Source organism: Microtetraspora niveoalba, assembly GCF_001570405.1.
In the GTDB taxonomy this organism is placed as follows: domain Bacteria; phylum Actinomycetota; class Actinomycetes; order Streptosporangiales; family Streptosporangiaceae; genus Microtetraspora; species Microtetraspora niveoalba.
Map to the genome: position 1 here is coordinate 18,561 of NZ_BBYM01000044.1, position 12,257 is coordinate 30,817.

Annotated in this window: 13 protein-coding genes and 1 pseudogene; 10 read left to right on the forward strand and 4 right to left on the reverse strand. The window is 74.1% G+C overall.

Annotation, left to right across the window (positions count from 1 at the left end; translation table 11 throughout):
• Nucleotides 1–305 (forward strand): annotated as a pseudogene (locus AWQ70_RS41700) (NrfD/PsrC family molybdoenzyme membrane anchor subunit); the annotation flags it as partial.
• A complete protein-coding gene (locus AWQ70_RS39505; RefSeq protein WP_157530760.1) occupies nucleotides 302–478 on the forward strand; it encodes a hypothetical protein in 177 nt (58 codons plus the stop codon). The pseudogene AWQ70_RS41700 and the gene AWQ70_RS39505, both read left to right, overlap by 4 nt.
• 34 nt (nucleotides 479–512) lie before the next feature.
• Here the strand turns inward: AWQ70_RS39505 and AWQ70_RS32910 are convergent, their stop codons facing one another.
• On the reverse strand, nucleotides 513–1,808 hold the full coding sequence (locus tag AWQ70_RS32910; protein WP_157530762.1) for a dicarboxylate/amino acid:cation symporter: 1,296 nt from the start codon (nucleotides 1,806–1,808) through the stop codon (nucleotides 513–515).
• 509 nt (nucleotides 1,809–2,317) lie between these two features.
• Here AWQ70_RS32910 and AWQ70_RS32915 point away from each other — a divergent pair.
• From AWQ70_RS32915 to AWQ70_RS32930, 4 genes are all read left to right on the forward strand, one after another.
• Nucleotides 2,318–2,989 (forward strand): class I SAM-dependent methyltransferase, encoded by a 672-nt coding sequence (locus AWQ70_RS32915; RefSeq protein ID WP_067185173.1) that lies wholly within the window; start codon nucleotides 2,318–2,320, stop codon nucleotides 2,987–2,989.
• A gap of 93 nt (nucleotides 2,990–3,082) precedes the next feature.
• A complete protein-coding gene (locus AWQ70_RS32920; RefSeq protein WP_067185176.1) occupies nucleotides 3,083–4,519 on the forward strand; it encodes an MFS transporter in 1,437 nt (478 codons plus the stop codon).
• A 173-nt stretch (nucleotides 4,520–4,692) separates the two neighbouring features.
• Nucleotides 4,693–5,283, forward strand: coding sequence for a TetR/AcrR family transcriptional regulator (locus tag AWQ70_RS32925; protein WP_067185179.1), 591 nt, complete (start codon nucleotides 4,693–4,695; stop codon nucleotides 5,281–5,283).
• Nucleotides 5,284–5,366: 83 nt separating this feature from the next.
• The gene (locus tag AWQ70_RS32930; RefSeq protein WP_157530764.1) at nucleotides 5,367–5,822 is read left to right on the forward strand and encodes an ester cyclase; all 456 of its coding nucleotides are present in this window, start codon (nucleotides 5,367–5,369) and stop codon (nucleotides 5,820–5,822) included.
• Here AWQ70_RS32930 and AWQ70_RS32935 read toward each other — a convergent pair.
• Complete coding sequence (locus AWQ70_RS32935; protein ID WP_067185185.1) at nucleotides 5,819–7,060, reverse strand: sensor histidine kinase; 1,242 nt, start codon at nucleotides 7,058–7,060, stop codon at nucleotides 5,819–5,821. The genes AWQ70_RS32930 and AWQ70_RS32935 overlap by 4 nt on opposite strands.
• Before the next feature lie 2 nt (nucleotides 7,061–7,062).
• Complete coding sequence (locus AWQ70_RS32940; RefSeq protein WP_067185189.1) at nucleotides 7,063–7,719, reverse strand: response regulator transcription factor; 657 nt, start codon at nucleotides 7,717–7,719, stop codon at nucleotides 7,063–7,065.
• Nucleotides 7,720–7,915: 196 nt separating this feature from the next.
• Between AWQ70_RS32940 and AWQ70_RS32945 the strand changes: the two genes are divergently transcribed.
• Genes AWQ70_RS32945 through AWQ70_RS32960 form a run of 4 tightly spaced genes read left to right on the forward strand, consistent with a single transcriptional unit; the run spans nucleotide 7,916 to nucleotide 11,383 of the window.
• Complete coding sequence (locus AWQ70_RS32945; protein WP_067185192.1) at nucleotides 7,916–8,413, forward strand: hypothetical protein; 498 nt, start codon at nucleotides 7,916–7,918, stop codon at nucleotides 8,411–8,413.
• A complete protein-coding gene (locus AWQ70_RS32950; protein WP_067185298.1) occupies nucleotides 8,410–9,471 on the forward strand; it encodes a peptidoglycan-binding protein in 1,062 nt (353 codons plus the stop codon). The genes AWQ70_RS32945 and AWQ70_RS32950 overlap by 4 nt, the downstream gene beginning before the upstream one ends.
• Complete coding sequence (locus tag AWQ70_RS32955; RefSeq protein WP_067185196.1) at nucleotides 9,468–10,169, forward strand: ABC transporter ATP-binding protein; 702 nt, start codon at nucleotides 9,468–9,470, stop codon at nucleotides 10,167–10,169. Before AWQ70_RS32950 ends, AWQ70_RS32955 begins: the two co-directional genes overlap by 4 nt.
• Complete coding sequence (locus tag AWQ70_RS32960; RefSeq protein WP_245647260.1) at nucleotides 10,166–11,383, forward strand: ABC transporter permease; 1,218 nt, start codon at nucleotides 10,166–10,168, stop codon at nucleotides 11,381–11,383. The genes AWQ70_RS32955 and AWQ70_RS32960 overlap by 4 nt, the downstream gene beginning before the upstream one ends.
• A gap of 14 nt (nucleotides 11,384–11,397) precedes the next feature.
• Here the strand turns inward: AWQ70_RS32960 and AWQ70_RS32965 are convergent, their stop codons facing one another.
• Nucleotides 11,398–12,177 carry a GNAT family N-acetyltransferase gene (locus AWQ70_RS32965; protein ID WP_067185199.1) on the reverse strand — a complete coding sequence of 260 codons (780 nt, stop codon included), beginning with the start codon at nucleotides 12,175–12,177 and terminating at the stop codon, nucleotides 11,398–11,400.
• Between the last annotated feature and the right edge of the window lie 80 nt (nucleotides 12,178–12,257).

A 12,257-nucleotide genomic window follows, 5' to 3' on the forward strand; every position in this document is an offset into this window, starting at 1 on the left:
CCGCGGCCCGGCGGATGGAGCGGCGGCTGGGCCAGGTGGGCGAGCCGCTGAAACGCGGGACGGGAGGCCGCCTGCTGCATCTCGGCGAGGTGCTGTCCCTCACCGGGGCGGTGCTCGGGCTGGCCGCCGCGTGGCGCGGCCGGGGCATGGCGGCGGTGGCCGGGGCGGCGCTGCTGGCGGGGTCGGCCTGCACCCGGTTCGGCGTGTTCCACGCGGGGCTGGAGTCCGCGCGCGATCCCGCGTACACGGTGGAGCCGCAGCGGGCCGGGCTCGCGCGGGCGGACGGGAAGGGTGACGCGGCGTGACGGGCGAGGGCGGCCTGACGGGCGTCGGGGGCGCGATGCGGGTCGGGGGCGCGATGCGGAAGGGTGTGCGGTATCTGCCGTTCCTGGCGGTCGTCCTGGCCACCTGCGCCGCGTCCTGGCTGGCCGGACGCGAACGCGGAAACACGCGGGGGCGGTCCCTTCCCGGCCGGTGATCCGGCCGCCGGGAAGGACCGCCCCCGCGTGATCTCAGGCCAGGGCCGGCTCGGCCGACGCGCCCGCCTTCGCGGCGGGCGCGTCGTCGAGCGGCTGCGGCGGGGCCGAGAAGACGGCCTCGTCGAGGCGGCTCTCCGACCGGCCGACCAGGACCGGGACGACCATCTGCCCGGCGACGTTGGTGGCGGTGCGGATCATGTCGAGGATCGGATCGATGGCCAGCAGCAGTCCGACGCCCTCCAGGGGCAGGCCGAGCGTGCTCAGCGTGAGGGTCAGCATCACGATGGCGCCGGTCAGGCCGGCGGTGGCGGCGGAGCCGACCACGGAGACGAACGCGATCAGCAGGTAGTCGCCCACCCCGAGCGGGACGCCGAACACCTGCGCCACGAAGATCGCGGCAAGCGCCGGGTAGACCGCGGCGCAGCCGTCCATCTTGGTGGTGGCGCCGAACGGCACCGCGAAGGAGGCGTAGTCGCGGTCCACGCCGAGCCGCTCGGTGGTGACGCGCTGGGTGAGCGGCATGGTGCCGACGGACGAGCGGGAGACGAAGCCCAGCTCGATCGCGGGCCAGGCGTTGCGGTAGAACGCGATCGGGCTGACCTTGCCCACGAGGGCGAGCAGCACGGGGTAGATCAGCAGCAGCACGATGAAGCAGCCGGCGTAGACGCCCGCGCTGAACTTCGCCAGCGGGGAGAGCAGGTCCCAGCCGTAGGTGGCGACGGACTTTCCGATCAGACCCGCGGTGCCGATCGGTGCCAGGCGGATGACCCACCACAGGGCCTTCTGGACCAGCTCCAGGACCGAGCGGCTGAGGTTCAGGAACGGCTCGGCCTTCTCGCCGATCGCCATGGCGGCGGCACCGAGGACGACGCCCAGGAAGACGATCTGCAGGACCTTGAGCTCGGTGAACGCGGTGACGATGTTGGTCGGGATGATGCCGGTCACGAAGTCGAGCCAGGTGCCCGCGCCTTCGAGATCGACGGCCTTGGCGCCGTCGGTGGCGATGGTCACGCCCTGGCCGGGGTTGATCGCCAGGCCGAGGCCGATGGCGGCGGCCACGGAGACCAACGAGGTGATCATGAACCAGAGCAGCGTCTTGCCGGCGAGCCTGGCGGCTCCGTTGACGTTGCGCAGGTTGGCCACGCTGACGACGACCGCGGTGAACACGAGCGGCGGCACGGCGAGCTTGAGGAGCTGGACGAAGATCTTGCCGATCTCGGTCAGGGTGTCGGCCAGCCAGCCGACCTCGCCGGCGCGGGCGACGAGCCCGAGGGCGACACCGACGACCAGACCCAGCAGCAACTGCAGGGAGAAGGAGAACTTCTTCACGAACGGGACTCCGGAAGGAGGGCATGCCGGCGCGGGCACAGCATGCGGGTGAGGTGGGGGAAGGTCGAAGACGCGTTCAGTGCCGACACAGATCGCCGTCGATGCGGCACAGATCCACGTGCAACCGCTCGACGAGCCATACGAAGACCACCGAGAACCTCACGAGGCGCTGCAACATCAGGCATATATCCCTTATTCCAGCTTTTTCCTGTGATCTACCTCACAGCCGCCATTTTCTCCACAAATCGATGCCGACGATTTCGGTCCGCCGCCGGACTCCGCCAAGGCGTGGCGGCTCCTCATCGGAAGTGCGCCGCCGTTGCCGTCCCGGCAACAAAAGTTGTCATCCTCCCGACCGCGGCCGCATCATCTGCGCCGGCGAGGTCCAGGGGCCGTACGCCGACGGGCGGGACGCACGGGGCCACAGCCGTCCCCGTCCCTCGACGGGCACGTACGGCATCCGGGAACGACCCCGGGGACGACATCCAGCGACGATCAGGAGGCCGCCGATGACCGGCGACGCGCACGGCACGCACGGCACGCACGATGTGAGCGACATGAGCGCCGAGGAGTACTGGAACCACCGGTACAGCGAGAGCGACCGGATCTGGAGCGGGAACCCCAACGCCGCCCTGGTCCACGAGACGGCCGGCCTTCCGGTCGGCCGGGCGCTTGATCTGGGGTGCGGCGAGGGAGCCGACGCCGTCTGGCTCGCGCGGCAGGGGTGGCACGTCACCGCGGTGGACATCTCCCAGGTCGCCCTGGACCGCGGGGCGGCGCATGCGGAGGCCGCCGGAGTGGCGGACCTGGTGGACTGGCAGCGGCACGATCTGTCGGAGTCCTTCCCCTCCGGCGTCTTCGATCTCGTCTCCGCCCACTTCCTGCACTCGCGCGTGGAACTGCCCCGGGAGGAGATCCTCCGGCGCGCGGCGGCGGCGGTCGCGCCCGGCGGCGCGCTGCTCGTCGTCGGGCACTCCGGGGTGCCCCACTGGCAGCACGACGGCCACGCCGACATGCGCCTGCCCACCACCGAGGAGGTCCTCAAGGACCTCGACCTCCCGGACGGCGAGTGGGAGGTGCTGGTGGGCGAGGAACGCGAGCGCGTCCAGACCGGTCACGACGGCGAGCAGCGCACCCTGACCGACAGCGTCCTCAAGGTACGGCGGCGCCCGGCCGACTGAGTTCCCGGTGACGCGGACAGCGGCGCGGGATCGCATACCCTGCGGGGCTATGGTATTAACTCGTACATCAGTGTTCGAGTTAATGAGGATGCCATGGCGCACAGCTCCCCCGCCCCACCCGCCGTCCATCACGCGCCACCGGACCCCCGCCGGTGGCGCGCGCTGGCGCTGATCAGCGTCGCCCAGTTCATGCTCGTCCTCGACGTCACCGTGGTGAACGTCGCCCTGCCCGACATCGGCGCGGAGCTCGGCCTGAGCCGGGCCACCCTCACCTGGGTCGTCACCGCGTACACCTTGTTCTTCGGCGGGCTCATGCTGCTCGGCGGGCGGCTTGCGGACGTGTTCGGCGCCCGCCGCCTGATGGTCGCCGGTATCGGGATCTTCGTCCTCGCCTCGCTGGCGTCCGGGCTGGCGGGCGGCGCGGCCGCGCTCGTGGGCGGCCGCATCGGGCAGGGCGTCGGCGCCGCGCTGCTGTCCCCGGCCGCGCTGGCCACCGTCACCACCACCTTCCACGGCGCCGAGCGCAACCGGGCGCTCGGCGTCTGGGCCGCCATCGGCGGGGCGGGCTCGGCCATCGGCGTGCTCCTCGGCGGAGCGCTCACCGCGGGCCCCGGCTGGCGCTGGATCTTCTTCATCAACGTCCCGGTCGGCCTGGCCGTACTGGTGACGCTGCCGCTCGTCGTCCGTGTCGCCGCGGCGCCCCCCGCACCGCGACGCGTCGACCTGCCCGGAGCGCTGCTCGTCACCGCCGCCACCGCGTCCCTGATCTACGGTCTGGTCAACGCCGGCGACGAGGGCTGGGGCGACACGGTCACGCTCGCGGCCGTGGCGGCGGCCGTCGTCCTCTACGCGGTCTTCGCCGTCGTGGAGCGGGCGGTGCGCACCCCGCTCATGCGCGTACGACTGCTCACCCGGCGGCCGGTCCTCTCGGGCGCGTTCCTCATGCTGGTCGCCACCGGGATGCTGATCGGCCTGTTCTTCCTCGGCTCCTTCTATCTGCAGCGCCACCAGGGGTACAGCGCGCTGCTCACCGGCCTGCTGTTCCTGCCGGTCGCGGCCGGCACCGGGCTCGGCGCCCACCTCGGCAGTCACCTGGTCGACCACCTGGGCGGGCGGCTCCCCGCGGTGATCGGCCTGGTCCTGGCCGCGATCGGCACGGGGCCGGTCGCCCTGCTGTCCCTCTCCCCCGCCGTCATGGTGACGGGACTGACCGTCGCCTCGATCGGGCTCGGCGCGGTGTTCGTCTCGGCCACCACGACCGCGCTCGCACTCGTCGCCCACGACGAGTCGGGGCTCGCCTCGGGCGTCGTCAACACCTTCCACGAGCTCGGCGGCGCGGTCGGCGTCGCGGTGGTGTCCAGCCTCGCCGCGCCCAGCCTGACCGCGCCCACCCCGACCGGGCCGGGCCTCACCGGGTTCACCGCCGCGTTCACGGCCTGGGGGGTGGCCGGGGCGGTCGCCGCGCTCGTCGCCCTCGTGCTGCTGCCGCCGGGCCGCCTGCCCGCCTTCGACGGCCCCCGCGTCCACTGAACCCGGCCCGCCGGGATCCTGGGATCCGTTCCCCCGACGACGCGCGGCGGGGACGCATCGTCTGGTGATCGGTCGCTACGCTCGTCGGACCGGCGCGCGGCTCCGCGACCGCGCTCGGTCCGGCGCCCGCACCACCGCGGGCGTTCCTCCGACGCGAGCAGGAGACCAGGTCCATGACGCCTCCCCGGCCCACCCGGCCCGCCCGGCGCGCCGACGCCGAGCGGAACATCGCGGCGATCGTCACGGCGGGCCTCGACCTCCTGACCAAGGACCCGGACGCGAGCACCGCCGACATCGCCAAGGCCGCCGGCGTCGGCCGGGTCACCCTGTACGGGCACTTCCCCACGCGGGAGGCCCTCGTCGAGGCCGTGCTCGACCGCGCGGTCGCCCTCGTGGACGCCGCCCTCGAGGATCCCGCGTACGAGGAGCTCCCGGCGCAGGAGGCGATCAGCCGGCTCATCGCGTCCTCCTGGGAGCTTCTCGACCGGAACCGGCGGCTGCTGACCGCCGCCGACCGCGTCCTGCCCACCGAACGCATCCGCCACTACCACGAGGGCGCGCTCTCCCGCGTCGAGCGGCTCATCGCCCGCGGCCGGGACGAGGGCGCCTTCCGTACGGACCTGCCGCTGTCCTGGCTGGTCGCGCATGTCTACGCCACGCTGCACAGCGCGGCCCAGGAAGTGGAGGCGGGGCGGCTGGACCACGCCGACGCCGCCCGCGTACTCGACGCGACCCTGCGCTCCGTGCTCGCGGCGGGCCGATAGACGCCCGCGCCGTCCAGCCCGACCCGCCAATCATCGTCAGGCGTTGGGCCAGGTTTTACCCCCGGCTCGCTAGCGTCGGTGCTGTGGGTGAGCAGGAGGCCGCCGCCATGCCCGACACCGCGGACCGCCTCATCGAGGCCGTCAACGCCCATGATCTGGACGCGGTGATGCGCTGCTACAGCGCGCATGCGGTCGTCGTGGCGCCCGAGATCGTCGCCGAGGGCCCCGACCAGATCGCCTCGTATCACGCGCACGTCTGGGAGGGGTTCCCCGACGTACGGCTGACCGTGCTCGGAAAGGCGGCGAGCCGGGACCTGGTCCTGATCGAGATGCTCGCCACGGGCACCCACGGCGGCCCCTATCTGGCGCTGGACGGCGAGGTGCTCCACGCGACGAACCGGCGGATCAGCGTCCGCCAGTGCTGGATCTTCACGATCGAGGACGACCTCATCGTCTCCCAGCGTCTCTACTACGACCAGCTGCAGACGTTCACCCAGCTCGGGCTGAGCCTGACCGACCACACCAGATCGTTCTACTAGGTCCGCACGAGGGGGCGTTCTAGGGGGCCGCGGCGGGTGGGCAGCGTGACCGTGACGACCAGGCCCCCGCCCGGACGCGCTACGGCGGCCGCCGTACCGCCGTGCGCGGTGGCGATCGACCGGACGATGGACAGCCCGAGGCCGCTTCCCGCGGCGTGGCGCAGGCGCGGCCCGTCACCGCGCCGGAACGGGGTGAACAGCTCGGCGGCCGTGTCCGCGTCGACGCGCGGGCCGGTGTTGCGCACCGTGATCGTGACGTGGGCGCCCACCGCGGCGGTGACCACCTCGACCCGGCCGCCATCGGTGTTGTAGCGGATCGCGTTGTCGATGAGGTTGCGCGCCAGGTGGTTCAGCAACACGGGGTCGCCGTCGAGCGGGGCCGGTCCGAGGCGCGTGCTCAGCCGTACGCCGTGGGAGTGGGCGAGGTCGGCGAGCGTGTCGGCGGCCTCCCGGGCGGCCTGGGCGAGGTCGGCCGGCCGGGTCTCGTCCAGGCCGCGGTCGCCGCGGGCGAGCAGCAGCAGACTCTCGATGAGGTGCTCGCTGCGCTCGGCCGCGTCCAGGACACGGCGCATGGCGGGCAGCAGGTGGGGCGGGACCTGCCCCGTCGTGAGGGGGACCTCGACGGCCGCCCGCTGGATGGCCAGCGGCGTACGCAGCTCGTGCGAGGCGTTGGCCGCGAAGCGCCGCTGGCTGTCGAAGGCCGCCTGCAGCCGGGCGAGCATCCCGTCGAACGTGTCGCCGAGGTCCTTGAGCTCGTCGTGCGGGCCGGACAGGGCGAGCCGCCGGCTGAGATCGTGCTCCGACAGGTGGCGCGCGGTCTCGGTGACGCGGTGCAGCCGGGCCAGGGCGCGTCCGGCGATCAGCCGCCCGGCGAGCGCGGCCAGCACGACGACGATCAGCAGGGCGACGGCGGACCGCAGCACCAGGTCGGACAACACGGCGTCGCGGTACTCGCCGAGCAGCCGGGAGGGGCTCGCCGGGAGGATCCGGCTCGAGGTCATGGGCGCGGCGTCTTGGGCGGGCGCCGGGGTGGCGCCGGTCAGGCCGGGCGCGCTGGTCCGCGCGGCCGGGATGGCCCGGGCCAGGGACAGGCCGTGCACGTCGAGGCTGCCCGCGACGACCACGTAGTTGAAGGCGAGCAGCAGGAGCCCGCCGGCCGTGAAGACGGCGGTGTAGATCGCGGTGAGCTTGCCCCGCACGGTCAGCCGGACCCGGCGGAGGCCGCGGAAGCCCCGCACGGTCAGACCCGGTATCCGTGGCCGGGAACGGTGTGCAGCACCGGCGGGTCGCCGAGCTTGCGGCGCAGCCCGTGGACGACCACCTTCAGCACCCCGCTGAACGGGTCGAGGTTGGCGTCCCACACCTTCTCCAGCAGGTGCACGGTGGAGACGGGGGCGCCGTCGGCGCGCAGCAGCTCCGCCAGCACGCCGAACTCCTTGGGAGTGAGATCCAGCGCCCGCCCCTCCCGGCTCGCCGTACGGCGGCGCGGGTCCAGGACGAGGCCGGCCCGGGACAACACAGGCGGACTGGCGGGTCCGGAGCGGCGGGCCAGGGCGTGCACGCGGGCCACCAGCTCGGGATAGGCGAACGGCTTGGGCAGGTAGTCGTCGGCGCCGAGCGCGAGCCCGTCCACCCGGTCGTCGACGGTCCCGGCGGCGGTGAGCATGAGGATCCGGGCGTTCACCTCGGGCGCGGCGGCCGGGGCGCGGCAGATCTCGTCGCCGTGGACGAGCGGCAGGTCCCGGTCCAGGATGATCACGTCGTATCCGTGCACGGTCGCCATCTCCAGCCCGGTGTCACCGTCGTACGCGGTGTCGACGGCCATGCCCTCGGCGCGCAGGCCCTCGGCGAGGATGTCGGCGAGCGCGGGCTCGTCCTCGACGATCAGAACGCGCATGTGGTGCTTCCCCCGGGAGACGACGGCGACGGACCGTTCTTTTGTCTCAGTCTGCCGGTTAGGTCGGAGTTAACGAGCCGCTGACCTGCGCGAACCCCTGACCCGCCCGATTAACCGGGGCCTAACCCGGCACCGGATGTCCTGTAGCCCGCCGGTTCCCCCGCCGGCACCCATCAGACATCCGGGAGAAGAACTCATGCGATACACGGTGCGTACGGCCCTGGCGTTGTCGGCGCTGGCCATCGCCCTGGCCGGTTGCGCCCAGGACACCGGCCGGGACTCCGGCGGCCCCTCAGGCGGTTCCTCAGACGGTTCATCGGTGTCGTCAGGCGGCTCCGCGGCGGGAGGCATGGACCCGGCGTACCAGGACGGCCTGCTGAAATACGCCCGGTGCATGCGCGAGCACGGCGTCGACATGCCCGACCCCAAGCCCGGCGTGGTCATGCCGGCGCTCAGGATCGACGAGACGAGCAAGAAGGCCGTCGCGGCCTGCGAGAAGCTCATCCCGGTCGATCCGAACGCGCCGTCCGCCGAAGAGATCCACCAGCGGGACGTGGAGCTCGCGCGCTGCCTGCGCGGCAAGGGCCTCGACGTGGCCGACCCCAGGCCCGGCGAGGGCATGCGCCTGCCTGAGAACGACCAGGACGCGGTGCTGAAGGCGCTACGCGAGTGCCGTCCGCAGGCGGGGCGGTGAGCCGTCGCGGCCGCCGCGCCCTGCTCGCCGGGGCCGCCGTCCTGACCGCGACCGGGACGGCCGGCGGCGCGGCCCTGCTCCTGACCGGCGGCGGGAGCGGGGAGCCCCCGCACACCGGGCCGCGCCCGGCGACCGCCACCGTCGAACGCACCACCCTCCTGGAACGCAAGATCGTCTCCGGGACCCTCGGCTACGCGGGCCGGACCGAGGTGGCGGCCGCCGGGCAGGGCACGCTCATCTGGCGCCCCCGCGCCGGGCGGGTGATCCGCCCCGGCGGGCGGCTGTACCGCTCCGACGGCTCCGACGTGCTGTTGCTGGAGGGCGCGCAGCCCGCCTACCGGCCGCTGAAGAACGGCGACGAGGGACCCGACGTCGCCCAGTTCGAGAAGGCCCTGTCCCGCCTCGGCTACGGCGGCTTCACCGTGGACGACGCCTTCAGCGAGGCCACCGCCGCGGCGGTGCGCCGCTGGCAGAAGGACCACGGCCTCGAGGAGACCGGCGTGGTGGACCCGGCCACGGTCTGGTTCGCCCCCGGCCCGGTCCGCGTCGCCGCCCGCGAGGCCGCGCTCGGGGCGAGCCTCGCCCCCGGCACGCCGGTGCTCACCGTCACCTCCTTGCGCCGCGTCGTCGTCGTGCCCCTCAAGGTCACCGACCGGCGGCTGGTGCGGAAGGGCGGCGCCGTCACCGTCACGCTGCCCGGCGGAAAGGACGTCAAGGGGAAGGTGTCCGCGATCAGTCCCGTCGTGAAACGCGGCGGCGATCCCTCCGGCGGAGGCGACCCGACCGTGGACGTCACCATCACGCTGGGGACGACCTCCGGCATGTTCGACACCGCGCCGGTCGAGGTCTCCCTCGTCAGCGACCGGCGCAAGAACGCGCTGGCGGTGCCGGTCTCCGCGCTGCTCGCCCTGCCCGGCGGCGGGTACGGCGTCACCGTCGTGGGTCCGGACGGCGCCACCCGCACCGTCGAGGTCACCACCGGCATGTTCGCCGGGGGCAGGGTCGAGGTCACCGGCGAGGGCCTGACCGCCGGGACCCGGGTGGAGGTGCCGCGATGATCCACACGCCGGCGCCGCCCGCCGTACGCCTGGACGGGGTGTCGCGCACCTACCCGGGCGGGGTGCACGCCCTGCGCGAGGTGAGCTTCACCGTCGGACGCGGCGAGCTGGTCGCCATCGTCGGCCCCTCCGGGTCGGGCAAGTCCACGCTGCTCAACCTGCTCGGCACCCTCGACGTCCCGACCGCCGGGACCGTGCGCATCGACGGCCACGACGTGCGCGCGCTCACCGACGACCAGACCGCCGCGCTGCGGGCCCGCTCCATCGGGTTCGTCTTCCAGCAGTTCCACCTCGCCGCCGGGGTCAGCGCCCTGGACAACGTCGCCGACGGCCTGCTGTACGCGGGGGTGGGCCTGAGGGAACGGCGGCGCCGGGCCGCCGCGGCCCTGGCACGCGTCGGCCTCGCCGACCGCGCGCATCACCGGCCGCACGAGCTGTCCGGCGGGCAGAAGCAGCGGGTCGCGATCGCCCGCGCCGTGGTCGGCGACCCGGTGCTGCTGCTGGCCGACGAGCCCACCGGGGCACTGGACTCCGCCTCGGGCGCGGCAGTGGTCGGGCTGCTGCGCGAGCTCAACGCGGCGGGCGCCACCGTCGTCGTCATCACCCACGACAGGGAGCTGGCCGCGACTCTGCCGCGCCGGATCCGGGTCAGGGACGGCCGTGTGGTCGCCGACGAGCGCCAGGAGGTCACCGCGTGAACGGCCCGCACCACCTGACCCGCCTGACCCGGGCCCGGCTGTCCCCCGCCGACCTGCTGCGGGTCGGCGCCGGCGGGCTGCGCGCCCGTCCGACCCGGGTCTTCCTGTCCGCCCTGGGGATCGCGATCGGCATCGCCGCCATGGTGGCCGTCGTCGGCATCTCCTCCTCCAGCCGCGCCGCCCTGGACGCCCAGATCGGCCGGCTCGGCACCAACCTGCTGACCGTCGCCCCGGGGAACGCCCTGTTCGGCGGGAGGGCCACGCTGCCTGAGGAATCGCCCGCCATGATCGGCCGGATCGACGGCGTCGAGCGGGTCACCTCCGTCGGCAAGCTCGACCGGATCAGCGTCTACCGCCACGACAGGATCCCCAAGGGCGAGAGCGGAGGCATCACCGTCTACGCCGTCGACCTGGACCTACTCGCCACCCTCAAGGCGAGGGTCGCCGCCGGAGCCTGGCTGAACGCCGCCACCGCCCGCTATCCGGCCGTCGTGCTCGGGCACACCGCCGCCGCCCGGCTCGGCGTCACCCGGCCGGGACCGGACACCCAGGTCCTGATCGGCGACGCCTACCATGCCGTCGTCGGCGTCCTGGACCCGGTCGAGCTCGCCCCCGAGCTGGACACCGCCGCGCTCGTCGGCGGCGGGACCGCCCGCCGCCGGCTCGGCTTCGACGGCCACCCCAGCACCGTCTACGTCCGCGGCCGGGACGACGCCGTCCCCCGCGTACGCGAGCTGCTCGCCGCCACCGCCAACCCCGAGCACCCGAGCGAGGTCAGCGTCTCGCGCCCCTCCGACGCGCTCGCCGCCAAACAGGCCGCCGACCAGGCGTTCACCGGGCTGCTCCTGGGCCTGGGGGCCGTCGCGTTGCTCGTCGGCGGGGTCGGCGTGGCCAACACGATGGTCATCTCCGTGCTCGAACGCCGGGGGGAGATCGGCCTGCGCCGCGCCCTGGGCGCGACCCGGGGCCAGATCCGCGGCCAGTTCCTGGTGGAGGCGGTCGTGCTGTCGGCGCTCGGCGGGCTGGCCGGCGCGGCCCTCGGGTGCCTGGTCACGGCCGGCTACGCCCTGTCCCAGGGCTGGCGGACGGCCATCCCGGTCTCCGCCGTCTCGGCGGGCGTCGCGGCCACGGTGGTCATCGGCGCGCTCGCCGGCCTGTGGCCCGCCGTACGGGCCGCCCGCCTGGCCCCCACCCAGGCGCTGTCCACGGCGTGACCGGCGGTGGGGCTCTACAGCGGCCGGTACACGTACGGCGTGGTGGTGGTGAGCGGCACGAACCCGAGCCGGTGCAGGATCGGCCGGCTCTCGTCGGACGCGTCGACCTGGAGGTAGCGGCAGCCCCGCTCGGCGGCGATCCGGGCGCGGTGGGCGACCAGCGCCCGGTAGAGGCCCCTCCCGCGCCAGCCGGGCACGGTGCCGCCGCCCCAGAGACCGGCGAACCCGGTGCCGGGGCTGATCTCCATCCGGGCCGCGCTGACCGGCACGTCGCCCGCCATGGCGACCGTGGCCGCGACCGTCTCGGGCGCCTCGGCGAGCTGGGCGAGGAACCGGCGCGCGATCTCGGGCCGGTCCGTGCCGAAGGCGGCGCGGTGGACCTCCGACATGAGCTCCGCCCCGGCGGCGTCGGTGACCGGGCGCAGGTGGATCCCCTCGGGGAGCTCGACGGCGGCCGACACGTCGCCGATCTCGGCGACCATCACGGCCTCCTCGGGCTCGGGCGTGAACCCGGCCTCCCGCAGCCGCTCGGCCAGGTCGCCCGGCCGGTCGTGCGCGTACAGCTTCCACTCGAACTCGCGCCCGGCGTCGGTGAAGCGGCGCACCTCGGCGGCGATCGCGGCGTCGGCGGTGTTCTCGTCCAGGTCCGACCAGAGGACGCCGTTCCAGGCGTCCGGCCCGCCGACCTGCCGCACCACGCCGGCCGCCCGCTCGACCCGCGCCCCGGGGCCGTCGGACTGGACGTCTCTCCTCATTCGGCGGTCGAAGACCGCCAGCAGCTCATCACGATCCATCCCGCCACCTCACCAGCCGGGCCCCGCCCGCGGCAACCGGATTACCTGTCAGCCGGCGCCTCGCCCTGCGCGTGCCAGAA